At 45.6% G+C, this 13571-nt stretch carries 15 protein-coding genes; 8 read left to right on the forward strand and 7 right to left on the reverse strand.

Annotated features, from left to right (window positions below):
* Positions 1-41 precede the first annotated feature (41 nt).
* A complete protein-coding gene (locus tag ACK3SF_RS04980; RefSeq protein ID WP_414837594.1) occupies positions 42-2594 on the forward strand; it encodes a chromosome segregation SMC family protein in 2553 nt (850 codons plus the stop codon).
* On the opposite strand, the gene ACK3SF_RS04985 is transcribed toward ACK3SF_RS04980, so the two are convergent.
* Positions 2583-3020: a hypothetical protein gene (locus ACK3SF_RS04985; protein WP_414837595.1), complete on the reverse strand. Its 438-nt coding sequence runs from the start codon at positions 3018-3020 to the stop codon at positions 2583-2585. The genes ACK3SF_RS04980 and ACK3SF_RS04985 overlap by 12 nt on opposite strands.
* On the reverse strand, positions 3020-3547 hold the full coding sequence (locus ACK3SF_RS04990) for a phosphate-starvation-inducible PsiE family protein (RefSeq protein ID WP_414837596.1): 528 nt from the start codon (positions 3545-3547) through the stop codon (positions 3020-3022). The genes ACK3SF_RS04985 and ACK3SF_RS04990 overlap by 1 nt, the downstream gene beginning before the upstream one ends.
* Positions 3548-3701: 154 nt before the next feature.
* On the opposite strand from ACK3SF_RS04990, the gene ACK3SF_RS04995 reads away from it, so the two are divergent.
* From ACK3SF_RS04995 to rqcH, 3 genes are read left to right on the forward strand one after another with little or no spacing between them, the layout of a single operon-like run.
* Positions 3702-4415: a segregation/condensation protein A gene (locus ACK3SF_RS04995; RefSeq protein WP_414837597.1), complete on the forward strand. Its 714-nt coding sequence runs from the start codon at positions 3702-3704 to the stop codon at positions 4413-4415.
* A 21-nt stretch (positions 4416-4436) separates the two neighbouring features.
* Positions 4437-4979: an SMC-Scp complex subunit ScpB gene (gene scpB, locus ACK3SF_RS05000; protein WP_414837598.1), complete on the forward strand. Its 543-nt coding sequence runs from the start codon at positions 4437-4439 to the stop codon at positions 4977-4979.
* Between the two features lie 37 nt (positions 4980-5016).
* The gene (gene rqcH / locus ACK3SF_RS05005; protein ID WP_414837599.1) at positions 5017-6912 is read left to right on the forward strand and encodes a ribosome rescue protein RqcH; all 1896 of its coding nucleotides are present in this window, start codon (positions 5017-5019) and stop codon (positions 6910-6912) included.
* A gap of 3 nt (positions 6913-6915) precedes the next feature.
* Here rqcH and ACK3SF_RS05010 read toward each other — a convergent pair whose 3' ends face one another.
* From ACK3SF_RS05010 to ACK3SF_RS05025, 4 genes are all read right to left on the reverse strand, one after another.
* On the reverse strand, positions 6916-7347 hold the full coding sequence (locus ACK3SF_RS05010) for a hypothetical protein (RefSeq protein ID WP_414837600.1): 432 nt from the start codon (positions 7345-7347) through the stop codon (positions 6916-6918).
* 39 nt (positions 7348-7386) lie between these two features.
* Positions 7387-8328, reverse strand: coding sequence for an anion permease (locus ACK3SF_RS05015; RefSeq protein ID WP_414837601.1), 942 nt, complete (start codon positions 8326-8328; stop codon positions 7387-7389).
* Positions 8328-8906: a DUF5828 family protein gene (locus ACK3SF_RS05020; RefSeq protein WP_414837602.1), complete on the reverse strand. Its 579-nt coding sequence runs from the start codon at positions 8904-8906 to the stop codon at positions 8328-8330. The genes ACK3SF_RS05015 and ACK3SF_RS05020 overlap by 1 nt, the downstream gene beginning before the upstream one ends.
* 74 nt (positions 8907-8980) lie before the next feature.
* The gene (locus ACK3SF_RS05025) at positions 8981-9727 is read right to left on the reverse strand and encodes a dTMP kinase (protein WP_414837603.1); all 747 of its coding nucleotides are present in this window, start codon (positions 9725-9727) and stop codon (positions 8981-8983) included.
* A gap of 87 nt (positions 9728-9814) precedes the next feature.
* On the opposite strand from ACK3SF_RS05025, the gene ACK3SF_RS05030 reads away from it, so the two are divergent.
* From ACK3SF_RS05030 to glyA, 3 genes are read left to right on the forward strand one after another with little or no spacing between them, the layout of a single operon-like run.
* Positions 9815-10465, forward strand: a complete 651-nt coding sequence (locus ACK3SF_RS05030) for a hypothetical protein (protein WP_414837604.1) — start codon at positions 9815-9817, stop codon at positions 10463-10465.
* Between the two features lie 3 nt (positions 10466-10468).
* Entirely contained in the window at positions 10469-10882 is a 414-nt protein-coding gene (locus ACK3SF_RS05035) for an NUDIX domain-containing protein (RefSeq protein ID WP_414837605.1), read from the forward strand.
* A 40-nt stretch (positions 10883-10922) separates the two neighbouring features.
* Positions 10923-12185, forward strand: a complete 1263-nt coding sequence (gene glyA, locus ACK3SF_RS05040) for a serine hydroxymethyltransferase (RefSeq protein WP_414837606.1) — start codon at positions 10923-10925, stop codon at positions 12183-12185.
* On the opposite strand, the gene ACK3SF_RS05045 is transcribed toward glyA, so the two are convergent.
* Positions 12182-12415, reverse strand: coding sequence for a hypothetical protein (locus ACK3SF_RS05045; protein WP_414837607.1), 234 nt, complete (start codon positions 12413-12415; stop codon positions 12182-12184). The two genes, glyA and ACK3SF_RS05045, sit on opposite strands and share 4 nt — an antisense overlap.
* A 67-nt stretch (positions 12416-12482) precedes the next feature.
* Between ACK3SF_RS05045 and thyA the strand changes: the two genes are divergently transcribed.
* The gene (gene thyA / locus ACK3SF_RS05050) at positions 12483-13571 is read left to right on the forward strand and encodes a thymidylate synthase (protein WP_414837608.1); all 1089 of its coding nucleotides are present in this window, start codon (positions 12483-12485) and stop codon (positions 13569-13571) included.

Consider the following 13571-nt stretch of genomic DNA (forward strand, 5'->3'; position numbering starts at 1 on the left):
TCCCTGTGTTTTTTAACCTGAGCCACACCATTTAGTTACATATGCCGGAGCAGGAGCTGGAACAGAAGGAAGAAGTAGATGAGGCCTCAGGAGCTAGTACGAAGATTACAAAGGTTAGCTGCAAAGGATTCAAGAGTTTCCAGCGTAGAACTTCTATCCCTTTCTATGAAGGCCTGACAGCTATCGTCGGTGAGAACGGGAACGGTAAATCAAATATACTTGATGCCTTAAGCTTTGTTTTTGGGAGAAGATCTTCTCGTTTGAGGGCTGAAAAGCTTGAGCAGCTTATTTTCAACGGAGGGGACTCAAGAAAAGCAGCGGATTACGCCCACTGTACAGTTCATCTTGACAACAGCGAGGGTATATTCGACGAGTTCCTTGAGGAGAAAGACGAAGAGGAGACAGATGAGATTACTCTTGGAAGGAAGATTACACGTGCCGGATCATCAATGTACAAGTTCATGGGGACGAACTGCAAACGTTCATTCCTTGAAAGAGTAGCTGAGAAGGCTAATATCGATCCTGAAGGATACCACTTCGTCAGACAGGGAAAAGTTACTGAGATTGTCGAGCAGAGTGATGTAGAAAGGAGAAAAGTTATCGATGAGCTCTCCGGCGTCAAAGAGTTCGACGAGAAAAAAGATGAGGCCTTGAAGGAGCTAGATGAAGTTGAAGAAAAGCTTAAAGAACAGCAGATACTTCTGGACGAGAAGAAAGAGTACCTGGATAAACTGAAGGAAGAGAAGGAAATCGCACTGAAGTACAGAGAGCTTGAGGAAAGGAAAAAGAAGATAGAGGCCTCTGTGCTTGAGGTCAGGAAGCGGGCCTTGTCAAATAGACTTGCGAATATAAATACTGATACAGCTGAGAAAGAGGATCGTGTTGAGGAGCTTGAAGAGAAGCTTGAAGAGATTGATGAAGGGATAGATGATAAGCAGGATCGTATAGAGGAGATTGAAGATGAACAGAGTCAGGGGGATACTGACGTTCAGCATCTGGAGAATCGTATAGATAAGAAGCGTGGCCAGATAGAGAACAAGCGTGACAAGCTGGAAGATCTTGAGGAGACTATTGAAGAGCTGGAGAAGATGAAGAACCGGCAGAATACTGGTTCTCGTGCTGTTGATGCCGTTTTATCGCTTGACAACGGCAAGATTGAGGGTGCCTTTCAGGATCTGATTTCTACTGAAAATCGTTTTGCGGTAGCTATTGACACTGCTGCAGGAGGCCACATGAATGATGTTGTTGTAGAGGATAAGCAGACGGCTGTAGATGCCATTAACTATCTGAAGAGGGAGAATATCGGAAGAGCGCGGATGCTACCTCTTGACAAGATCAAGGATCGTGATAAAAGTGCGAAGAGCCAGATGGCTTTGAAGAAGAAAGGTGTTATCGACTATGCATCGAATCTGATCGAGTACGATGACAAGTATGAGAGAGCTATCAATAATGTTTTCTCCGATACCTTGATCGCTGAAGATCTGGATTCTGTAAAGGATGTTAACGGTGTTCGTGTCGTGACTCTTGACGGCGATGTTATGAGCCGCGGAGGATCGATGACAGGGGGAAAGAAGAAATCCAGAAAGAGCGGCAAGAACAAGAACCTGTCAAACAATCTTAATCCTGACAAGAAGAGAGAGGAGAAAAAGGAAGTGGAGGGAGAGATAGAGGAGCTTCAGAGAGATATCGCCGAGCTGAAGCAGATGAAGGAGAGAAAAGAGAACGAGCAGCAGACTGATGATGAGCTACGTGAAGAGAAACAGGAGATACGTGATGATTTAAGTGATCTGCGTGAGGAAAGGCAGGAGCTTTACTCTGAGAAAGAGAAGTTGAAGTCCAAAATTAATGATGTTGGAAGCAAGAAAGCCAAGGCAAAGGCCGAACTGGAGAACGTCAAGCAGGACCTTGAGGAGTATGATTATGATGAAGATGAGCTTATAGGCCTGGATTCGACACCTGAAGATCTGAAGACTAAGAAGCGGAAAGTTTTGAAGAAGCAGAATTCTATGGGGCCTGTGAATATGCGTGCTATTGAGGAGTACAAGGAGAAGAAGGAGGAGTTTGACGAGTTCAAGGAGCAGGTGTCTGAGATCAGGCAGGAGAAGCTTGAGATCGAGGATTTGATCGATGAGATTGATCAGAAGCGGCGTGAAAGATTTATGGAGACTCTGAACAAGATAAACGATGATTTCTCACGTATATTCACCCAGTTGTTCGATGGAGGGAATGGAGAGCTTGTTCTGGAAGATGATAACATAGACAAAGGCCTGAAGATCCGTGCAGCACCTCCAGGGAAAGATCCCCACATTATTCAGGCCCTGAGTGGAGGGGAAAAGACTATGACAGCTATCGCATTTGTTTTCGCGATACTGGAGTACGAGGAATCTCCTTTCTACATTATGGATGAGATAGATGCAGCACTGGACAAGCAGAACTCGAAGAGGCTTTCAGAGCTGCTGAAAGATTACTCTGACGGCAATCAGTTCATCGTGATTTCTCACAACGATATCACTGTGAGACATGCTGAGCGGGCCTACGGAGTGACTATGAAGGACGGTGTGACGAAGATGCGGAGTATAGAGTTAGATGTCTAGGAATCCGTATCTATCCGCAGTATACAGGCCTATTCCCATTACAATGAGCAATATTGCGTAAGCTGAAATCCCTGCAAAAGAGTCCAGTATATTTTCAGATAGTCTGGTGTTAACGAGAATATTGGTTATAGTCCCTACGATTGCTATAGTGAATATCGTCTTCATCCTGTCTCTCTCTGTGAAATTAATTACTGAGAGTTTGAAGGCGTCTGCGATTAGTTTTAATGATAGAAAAGAGGCCATGAAAACAACTATGGCTCTAGAAGAGTAGAATCGGGAGGCCTGGGAAAAATTTAGTAGATCTGTTACAATTGCAATAACGACCATGGAAAAGGATAAGACTAGGAGAGATGCAAATATAATTTCAAGAAAATTTTCATATTTATCCAGTTTTCTGGCGACCTTCCTGAAAAGGTCTGAACTCATTAATTATCTACCTTGCGAAAATGCTTTTCAGGACTCTTTCTCTGTTGCCTGTGAACGATAAAGAATGAGGCTATTAGTACTGAAAGAATGATAGCATATGCAAGTGATGCCAGGACTGCATCAGTCATGGTCTGGAAGTCATCTAACCTGAACGTAATGATGCTTCTGACAATACCTATGATCGCTACGTCAACAACTAATGGAAGAACTTTTAACCCTTCCAAATGGGCAACAGACGTCCTAAACACCTCTACTATCAAGAAAAGTAACAGAGCTGTTTCAAGTATCCCAATCAAGCTTATAGGATCATAAAACTGTCCTGTAATGATCAATTCATATAGTTCTAGCCCCAGATCATAGACAGCTATACCAAAGAGAATGACAAGTATGACAACTACCGCCAACTGTAGGTAGTCCATGACCCTCTCCATCTTCTTAGCCAGTGTTGCTTCTAATCCACTCCTATCTCTAGATACGTCCTTGACTAACTCCTCATAATTCTCTCTGGAATCTGATTCCTCTGCCACGTTGTTAAATCACTCGTATCGCATTATAAATTTGATTAAAAATGGGCCTAGATTAACAGCAAAACCTAACAAGTTAAATAAAACAAGGATTAAAGGTGTTATACGGGGGAAACGGAAGTTTCAGTGAGAGGGGGATCATGAGATGATCCCTTGAATGGAAGATTACAACGTTAATATGGTGGCGGAGCAGCCGTGGGAGGAGACTCTGGAGTTTTTAACTTCAGATATGGATCCCGAGAGTATTGATATCTGTGTTCTTACTGATCGTTACAGGACTTACATCAAGGAGCTTCAGAAGAATGATCTTGAAGTTTCTGCCAAGGCGATCCGTGTCTGCGCTGCGTTACTTAATATGAAGGCTCAGGCCTTGCAGCTGGAAGAAGAGGAAGAGCCTGAAGAGGAGAATCCTATGGATTTCGAGGAGGAAGAATTAATTGAAGAGGAGGAGATGATAGAGGATGATGAGCCGGATCTTGTTGTCGGCCCCGATCTTGAGATGCCTGTGAAGCAGAAGCCACGCAGAAGAGTTCAGCTGGATGAGCTGAAGGCCTCTCTTAAGGATGCTATGGATGTGAAGGAGCAGAGGGAGCAGAGGGAGCAGGAGCGTATGGAGATGGATCAGCAGTTTGAAGTTGAGGAGGAAGATCTCCAGTCCAAACTTAACTCTCTGTACGGACGGATCAAGAACTTTGTTTCTTCACCTACTGACAATGTTGACTTCACAGAGATAGTGGAGCAGGATGACAGTCAGGAAAGGATTGAGAAGTTCAAGCATGTACTGAATCTTGAAAATGATGAGAAAGTTGATCTTATACAGGAGGAGTTCCTTGGAAACCTGAGAATTAAACCTAAAGAACAGCCAAGTTAGATATGAGGCCTGATATGATAAATGGATGAAAAGAAGTCACGTATGGAAGCTGCTTTTTTCCTTGCTGAAGAGCCTCTTGAGAAGGATGAGATCTCTGATGTACTGAATCTTGGAAGCATGGGATTTGTGGAGGAGTTGATCGAGGATTACCAAGAGGATCTCGAGGAAAGTCACAGGGGCCTTGAACTGATAAGGACTGAGAACGGATACGAGTTGAAGGTGAAGAAGGATCACCTCGAGCATGTATCCCATCTTGCCCCTCACCAAGATCTGAATGAAGGCCAGCTGCGTACCTTGAGCTTGATCGCATACAACGCACCGCTTGAACAGGCCGATCTTGTTGAGATCAGAGGCAATAGAGCGTATCAGCACGTTAAGGAGCTTGTTAACCGTGGCTTTGTCGACAAGGAGAAGGATGGGCGTACCGCCGTACTTGATGTCACTGATTTTTTCCTTGAGTACTTTGATATCGATTCAGTGGATGAATTCAAACGTATGGCGGACAGCGATGATGAAGAGGCCTCTGAAGAAGATGAAGAGTCTCATCCACGGGAGTTGCTTTAGGCCCGGCTTTTTGTAACTTGACTTCCTGATTTACTTCATGGAGCTAACCAGTCTTGACCTCTCTATCCTTATGGATGAGTTCCAGGAGCTTGAGGACGGCCATGTCCAGAAAGTTTATCAGAGAGGTCAGGAGTTTACTATAGAAGTCTATGTGGCTGGAGAAGGGAAGAAAAGACTTATTCTAGGTCCTGACAGAGCTTTTGTTTCAAAGTACAAGAGAGATAATCCGACAAGGCCTCCAGGTTTCTGTATGGAGCTCAGGAAGCATCTGGGGAAAATTGATTCAATCAATCAGAGAGGATTTGACAGAATACTTGAAATAAAGAGCGGAGATCATACACTGATATGTGAACTGTTCGGCAAGGGCAACTTCATCCTTCTTGACGAAGAAAAGATCATCGGCGCACTGAGGCAGGAAGAGTGGGCCGACAGAATCATCCATACCGGTGAGAAGTACGTCTACCCGGAGCCGACGACTGATCCCAGAGATTCAGATGATTACTTTGAACTGATTGAAGATGGAGAGATAGTGAAGGAGATCGCATCAAAGCTCAGTTTCGGAGGAACGTACGCGGAAGAAGTTCTTGCACGCGCCAATATAGAAAAAGATAGAGAAGTAAAGAAACTGGGCGACAGAGAGAAAGAAGAGATCAAATCAAAGATCGATGAGATGATCGATCCCGAAGTAAGACCTAAACTTTACCTTGAAGATGAGATACCTACAAGAGCCGCACCTTTCACGCTGGAGAAGTATGCAGACTGCAGCGAGAGAGACCTGGATACATTTTCAGAAGCTATAGACGAATACTACTACATAAGAAAAAAGACCGAAGAAAAGCGGAAGAAGAGAGAGGCCTACGAAGAGAAGGTAGGTACGCTTGAAAGGAAGAAGGAGCAGCAGGAGAGGAAGATTGAAGGCCTGAAGACGTCGGCCAGAGAGAAGCGCAAGAACGCAGAGAAGATTTACGAGAACTACAGAGTTCTCAGACAGCTTAAAGACAGTATAGAAGATTCCATCGAGGAAGATGGATGGGACAAGACACAGGACAAGCTGAAAGAAGCTGAGACAGAGGCCTCAGAGATGATCAATACTTTGAACGAGCAGGACGAGTTCATCTCTGTTGATCTGGATGGAGAAAGTCTGAAGATTTATCTCTTCCAGGATCTTGAGGCCACTGCATCCCAGTACTACGATAAAGCGAAGGAATCTGAGGAAAAGATTGAAAGCGCTGAAAAAGCTCTTGAGAACACCAGAAAAGAGCTTGAAAGTCTGGAGGAAGAGGATATTGAAGTTGAGGAAGTTATGGAAGATAAGAGTGAGAAACGGAGCAAGAAATGGTTCGAGAAGTATCGCTGGTTCTACTCTTCAGAAGACTTTCTTGTACTTGTAGGCAGAGATGCTCAAACAAATGATATGCTTGTGAAAAAGCACATGGACTCCAGTGATCTCTACTTCCATGCTGATTTTGACGGCGCACCAAGTGTTGTAGTAAAAGATGGACAGGATGCTGGAGAGAAAACCAGAAAGGAAGCTGCTACCGCCGCTGTAACTTTCGCAAAGACATGGAAAGCCGGCATCGGAGCGGATACAGTATACTACGTAGATCCCGAGCAAGTGACACAGAATCCGGAGTCAGGAGAATACCTCGAGAAAGGAGCTTTTGTAATCAGAGGGGATAGAGATTACATGAGAAACGTCTCCGTTGAGGCCTTTATCGGACCTTACGAGATAGAAGAAGACGTGTACGTTCCTATGGCCGGGCCTGAAGAAGCAGTAAATAAGCACTGTGAGGCCTCTGTAGAACTGAGTCCAGGGCATACAAAGAAGTCTGATATCGCGAAGAACATACAGGACAGATTCCAGGAGTACGAACTGGATCTGGACTACATTATACGCGCTATGCCTCCAGGAGAGTCCAGCCTGGAGTCCTGAGGCCTATAGTTCTATATCCAGGCCTTCATTTTCATATAGAGCCCTGTTTCTGAACAGAAATCCTGCATAACCTGTGTATACTCCTATAGCTGCTGCTGAAGCTACAGGTACAGGAAGTATCAGGCCTTGAGATAACAGATAATACATTATTACTGTCGCTGGCGTCATAGCCGAGACTAGAACAAGTAATATATCAATTAATAGGCCCGTCCATCCTCTTGCATCCATGTATTTATCTAAAGGAATACTTCCTTCTGGAACATTCAGGAAGTACCATGTAAGCGGCACAGTAATGACTGTTGCCGTGAATGCTGCGACAGACCACGGCATAAGCCTTGCGGCAACAAGAGGAAGAAGAAGGAAAGATGCTGTGCCCGCCATCAGGCCTATGAAAATCATCTCCAGAGCCCTTTTGATATCAAAAACAATATTCATGAGAAGTTATTGAGACTCCAGGAATAAAAAGACAGGAAGCTACAGTCCCAGAATCAGAAATCCAGCTCCCGCTGTCAACGCCATAGAGAGGAAAAACGCACCTGTCCACGCCAGAACAGTCCTGGAAATCTTTCCTGTATCAGCGTTGGACTTCCCCTCTACAAGGCCCGAACCTATCACAGAAGCAATAACAGCCTCATTGAACGATATAGGTATGCCAAAAAATATACCGATCTGAGCCAGTATAGCCGCAGTTCCAAGCGCTGCAACAGATCTCCTAGGCCCAATATTCGAGTAATCAAAACTTATAGCTCTAATAATCCTCGGCGAGTACAGCCAGGCCCCCATAAGAATCGAGAGGCCTCCCATCAACAGTAAAGCTCCTGTAGATGGAATTAGGCCTGTCAAAGGTCCTACAGCAAGGCCTACTGCAGAAGCTCCTGCTGAGTACGCAACGTAACATCCTGTTACAAGTAGTAGTATCTTTATCTTTCTCTCAGAGTTTTCCTTTGAAACATACCGTCTCAAGAGTTTTGCTATTGCAAAGCTGAGGCCTACAGCTAGGAAAGGTATCAGTATCCAGTATCCTATCACCTTGAATATTCCCTGATACCTCAGAGGATTTCCGAAGGCGATCCCACTTCCTATAACAGCCCCTATAACTGTGAAAGCTGTTGGCATCGGATAATCTCCCAGCACACTGACGATAACGAGCAAGGCCGCTATGAAAAGTATCAATGCCGCCTGTACAGTCGCAATCTCACCACCGATTATGCCCGAACCGACTGTCTCTGTAACTTTGGCTCCCTGAGTGAGTGCACCTATGAAAGCGAAGAACCCAGCCAGGAATGCCGCCCTGAGTACGTTAGCCGACCTTGCGCTGTTAACAGGGCCGAAAGCAGAGGCCACAGTAGATGCACCTATCGATATACCCATGAAAACCGAGGCCGCCAGCGCTGAAACGTAAAGTAGCTCCTGCATCAGTTATCCTCTCTGAAATTATCCTGTAACTGCTCTCTTTTCTCCTCTTCCAGAACAGAGACATCCATCTCGAACTTTCCACCTTTTCTGTCCCGTATATCTACAGAGAAATCCTCAGTATCCAGATAATACGGATTAAACCTCAGAGTAACCCAGGAATAAATCGCCTGCTCAATCCTCCTGATCAGGCCTACCACACGACTGTAAAAAGGTCTTGCAGCCTCCTCAGAGGGCTCTATAATTTCTTTATCCGGGAGTTCTTTCATAGTAGCTTTTTTGCCGGCCTCCGCCATCTTGTCCGAGGCCTGTTTAAGATCTTCTTTCACTCCGTTGGTCTTTTCCTCAAGTTTTTTCTCGTGAGAAACTGCTTCATCGACAGTCTTCCTCTTGACATCACTCTCAGATTCCTCCAGTTTAGGCCTCCAGTCTCCGAATTTTTCGATAGAATCTTCTGCGGTATCTTCCAGGGCCTCTTCGACCTGTTCACCGAACTCTGCGATCTCCTTCCAGTTACCTTCTTTCTTTACACCAGAGTTAGTCTGTTCTACTTCTTTGTCCTGTTCAGTTTTATCCGGCATGGCGCGCCCTATACTGTTTCAAGGAGGTAGATGGTTTAAAAAGGGTTACGTTGTCCAGGCCTCCTGAAAAAATCTTACAGGCCTGTAACAATACGTGAAACTCTTTCACGGAGATCTTTTTCCACTTCTTCAGGCGTTCTTTCGCCGTCGATAACACTCCAGTCCTCGTGTTCAGCTACTTTCCGACCGTTAAGATTCGAGGCCTTCATGTACTCATCGTCAAGCTCGTGGATATCCTTTTCCTTCTCAGACATCCGTTGACGGGCCTCTTCAGGCGAAATATCAAGGTAGAAAACTTCGTCGGCATCAGGAAGATCGCTGTCAACAGATTTTATCTCCTCAAGTTTCTCGTTCCAGGCCTCTCCCTCGAATCCTACAAGCTGATGTATCAGATTGGCCTCCCTGTAGCGGTCACAGACTATGATGCCGCCTCGAGAGATATACTGCTCCATCAGTGTCTTGAACTGCTTCCTGTCAGCAGCATAGATATCAACTTTTTCCTGTAAAGAAAGATTCTCCCTGTCGCCAAGACGGCCTTTCAGGTAAGAATCCACTACACGGCCTCCCGGAGTCTGGCCGTAAGTCGGGAACGATAGATGCCATACACCGTCTTCTATACTGTCATCCACTCTCTGTTCGCCTTCTGGATCAGGATAGTTCCCCGGCATACTTCTGATTAACCTCTCCTCTTCCCTGGGATCTATATTATCTATTTCATTCGATCTCAGCCACTCAACCAGCCTCTTTGTCTGAGTCTGTTTTCCTGAGGCATCAGGGCCTTCTATAACGATAAAACTTCCTGCACGATTTTCCTGTTTCACAGCTAGAACCTCGAAGAGAAAGGTTTTGAATCTTGCCTAAAAGGCCTCACCACGGAACTTTTAACCTTCCATCATGAAGTGTGGAACATGTTCCAGGAAGGAGAGCTGAAAAGTCTAGGCATTGCAACAGGCCTCATCATTCTAAATATTGCAGTAATGTGGATTTTTGCTTTTACACCGCTTGCAACGATAAATAATCTACTTTTCAACACATTTTTCCTGCTTGGAGTTATAGTGTACGGGCTGTTGCTTTCCGGAGGCCTCTACATCGCCAGAAAAGGAATAAGAAGTGAAAATACTGTTCTGGCAGTTGCAGGAACAGGCCTGATACAGGTAGCTTACGGGATTTTCGGAGCAGGAATCCTGGGAATGGTGGCTCCGGGAGTACAGGCTATAGCGATCGCTATAACAGGAGTGATCTCAGTGATTATCGCATTACTGGCAGGCCTTCTGGTATACGGTACAGGCCACGATTTCTCAAGCTGGGGCAGATACGCCAACTATATTTTCCTCGGAGTACTTGGATTTTCACTTATAGGAAGCTTCAGTCCAACAGTAATTATTGTAGCATTTACTCTGGCCTTGATCGGCTTCATTGTATACCTCATCCATGAAATCTACATGGTGAAGACACAGCCCGGAAAGCCTTTCCTCAACGGTATCGGAGTCTACACAGCTTTCATGGGAGTTTTCGTTGAGATACTTCAGCTTGTAGTGCAGATGATCGCCGAGGAGTAAAAAATGAGTGAAAAATTAGTTCCTGCCGTCAAGGCACTGATAGAAAGAGACGGAAAACTGCTCGTTCTGAAGACAGAGGCCTCTGGAGAAACTTACTACGTTCTTCCCGGCGGAAAAATCGAGTACGGTGAGTCATCTGAAGAGGCCTTGCAGCGGGAGATCAAAGAGGAGTTATCCTGCAGTATTGAAATCGGAGATTCTGTCGGAAACTATCATTTCTTTACAGGGCCTGAAGGAGATGGAAGACAGGTAGTTTTGACTGTCTTCAGAGGATCAATCGGCGATCAGGATATAGATATATCCGGAAATCCTGCGGATGAAGGAATAATCGAGTATCTGTGGATGAGGCCTGAAGAACTGATTGAGGAAAGCAGTAACGATTCTCTGAAAGAACTGATCAGAAACTACTCTGACTGAATGAAAAGATATACTAGAGTTGTCAGCAAAGTTTTTCTCGATGAATCACAAGGATCTTTCTGAAGCAGACCCTGAAGTATACGAGGCCTTGAAAAACGAAATTGATAGACAGGAAAGCGAAAGCCTGGAGATGATAGCATCTGAAAACTTTGTACCTAGACAGATTCTACAGGCCCAGGGCTCAGTTTTGACGAACAAGTACGCAGAAGGATATCCCGGGAAAAGATACTACGCCGGATGCGAATACCACGACAAAGTAGAGAACCTGGCCCGTGAACGCGCATGTGAAATCTTCGATGCAGATCATGCAAATGTTCAGCCACATTCAGGCTCTCAGGCCAACTTTGCGGCCTATTTCTCACAGCTAGATGCCGGAGATAAAATCCTGGGGCCTGTACTTTCCCACGGAGGCCACCTGACACACGGACACGGAGTAAATTTCTCCGGAGATCTATTCGACTTCGCTACGTACGGCCTCAACAGGGAGACAGAAAGATTCGAAAAAGAAGACGTGATGGAAGCAGCAAAAGAACACAATCCTGATCTGATAGTCTGTGGATACAGCGCCTATCCGCGGGAGATAGACTTTGAAATGTTCAGAGAAGTTGCGGACGAAGTCGATGCATTACTGATGTGTGATATAGCCCATATTTCAGGCCTCGTGGCAACAGGAGAACATCCAAGTCCTTTCCCACAGTGTGATATCGTTACAACCACCACGCACAAGTCAATCCGTGGCGCACGCGGCGGCATGATCCTCTGCAAACAAGAATACGCCGACGACGTTGATTCAGCAGTATTCCCATACAGCCAGGGAGGCCCGCTGATGCATCAGATCGCAGGCAAAGCAGTCTGCTTCAAAGAGGCCCAGAAAGAGAGTTTCAAAGACTACACCCAGCAGATCAAGAAAAACACGAAAGCTCTGGCAGAAGGCCTCAGAGATAAAGGCCTGAGAATGGTTTCAGGAGGTACAGACAATCACCTGGTGCTCGTTGATCTCCAGGACGAAGATGTTACAGGTAAAGAGGCTGAAAAAGCTCTTGAAGATTCAAATATAGTTGTTAACAAAAATTCTGTACCTTATGATCCTGAGCCGCCGACAGTGACTTCCGGGATCCGGATCGGGACTCCTGCATTGACAACTAGAGGCCTTGAAGAGGAAGAGTTACGTAGTATAGGTGAGATGATCGGAGAAGTCGTGAAAAATCCGGATGATGAGGAAGTTCGTTCCGAGGTCAGGGAGAAAGTTTCAGGCCTCCTGGATGAGTTCCCGCTGTACGAGGATTCTGAGGTGGATCTCTAGCGGTACATCTCATCGAAGTCGAATTCATCCCATTCCATTTCTCCTCTTTCAAGGCAGTGTTCGTAGTGGCTGTCGGTAAGAAGGGCTGTCATAACGTACTCGAAGTCGTACATTGAACTCAGAGGCCTTGACATATGGATGGATTCAGTCTCTTTTTCCCCTGTAATCCTCTGATCTACTGAGAGGTCTCCTAGCCGTTCCTCATTAAGGTATAGCGTGTTTTCTTCCACTCGGAGTGTTTGGTTCTCAAAGTATAAAATAACTGATATCGAAGTCAGTGTTGGAGGGGACTAATTCTTGAAACAGTACCATGATCTGGTAAAGAATATTCTTGAAAACGCAAATTACAGGCCTAACAGGACAGGAGTCGATACTTTATCCACTTTCTCACAGCATTACAAGATCGACCTACAGGAAGGTTTTCCGCTGCTAACAACTAAAGACATGTCTGGTTACCGCTGGAACTCGCTTATCCATGAACTTCTGTGGTACTTCTCAGGAGAAGAGCATATCAAGAACCTGAGAGAGCATACAAAGATCTGGGATGCCTGGGCGGACGAAGAAGGCCTTCTGCCGACAGCTTACGGCCGTTTCTGGAGGCGCTACCCGATCCCAGAAGACGAAGACTTGCTTGAAGGAGAGTGGTGGCCGACAAATACAGATGAATGGATCGAGAAAGCAAAAGAACAGTACAGCCTATCCGAAGAGGAGATCAGAGATGGCATCAGTCAGTGGATCAACGAGGAGGAAGACGGTAGAAAAACTTTTGACCAGATCCAGTATGTGATAGATACTTTGAACGGAGAGCACCCTTACAGATCCAAAAACTCGAGACGTTTGATCATCAACGCATGGCATCCTGCCAACGCAGCTGTTTCAAAACTGCCGCCGTGCCACTTCACCTGGGTGCTGAACGTACAGGATGGAAAACTCAATACACACCTGACGCAGCGTTCAGGAGACACCGCACTCGGAATACCGTTCAACATCGCGGCCTACGCATTAATCACGAAGATTATAGCGAAACAGACAGATCTTGAACCCGGAGAGTTCTCCCACACGATTGTAGACTCCCACATCTACTGCGGGAAAGGCGAAAGAGGAGAGTGGTACAGCGAAAATCTTGAAGATCTGAAGGAAAAGATTTCTGAGGCCTCGGAAAGACAGGACTACCTCGAAATCAAGGAATGGATCGATGAATCTGCTCCAGAACAGGAGGAAAACTATGATCATGTGCCAGGCCTTCTGGAACAGGTTTCGCGCGAACCAAAAGAAAGGCCTTCTATGAATCTCCCTGAGAAATCGATCGAGGATCTGGAGTATGAGGACTTCGAGCTGGAAGGTTATACTCCGCATGATGGTCTGAAGTTTTCTGTTGCGGAGTGA

Source organism: Candidatus Nanosalina sp. VS9-1 (genome assembly GCF_047555085.1).
GTDB lineage: Archaea > Nanohalarchaeota > Nanosalinia > Nanosalinales > Nanosalinaceae > Nanosalina.

Coding starts and splice junctions, on each gene's coding strand:
- ACK3SF_RS05010 (WP_414837600.1), bottom strand. CDS start 7,347: ATGAATATTGTTTTTGATATCAAAAGGGCTCTGGAGATGATTTTCATA.
- glyA (WP_414837606.1), top strand. CDS start 10,923: ATGAATCACAAGGATCTTTCTGAAGCAGACCCTGAAGTATACGAGGCC.
- scpB (WP_414837598.1), top strand. CDS start 4,437: ATGGATGAAAAGAAGTCACGTATGGAAGCTGCTTTTTTCCTTGCTGAA.
- ACK3SF_RS05035 (WP_414837605.1), top strand. CDS start 10,469: ATGAGTGAAAAATTAGTTCCTGCCGTCAAGGCACTGATAGAAAGAGAC.
- ACK3SF_RS05015 (WP_414837601.1), bottom strand. CDS start 8,328: ATGCAGGAGCTACTTTACGTTTCAGCGCTGGCGGCCTCGGTTTTCATG.
- ACK3SF_RS05030 (WP_414837604.1), top strand. CDS start 9,815: ATGTTCCAGGAAGGAGAGCTGAAAAGTCTAGGCATTGCAACAGGCCTC.
- rqcH (WP_414837599.1), top strand. CDS start 5,017: ATGGAGCTAACCAGTCTTGACCTCTCTATCCTTATGGATGAGTTCCAG.
- ACK3SF_RS04995 (WP_414837597.1), top strand. CDS start 3,702: ATGGAAGATTACAACGTTAATATGGTGGCGGAGCAGCCGTGGGAGGAG.
- ACK3SF_RS04980 (WP_414837594.1), top strand. CDS start 42: ATGCCGGAGCAGGAGCTGGAACAGAAGGAAGAAGTAGATGAGGCCTCA.
- ACK3SF_RS04985 (WP_414837595.1), bottom strand. CDS start 3,020: ATGAGTTCAGACCTTTTCAGGAAGGTCGCCAGAAAACTGGATAAATAT.
- ACK3SF_RS05020 (WP_414837602.1), bottom strand. CDS start 8,906: ATGCCGGATAAAACTGAACAGGACAAAGAAGTAGAACAGACTAACTCT.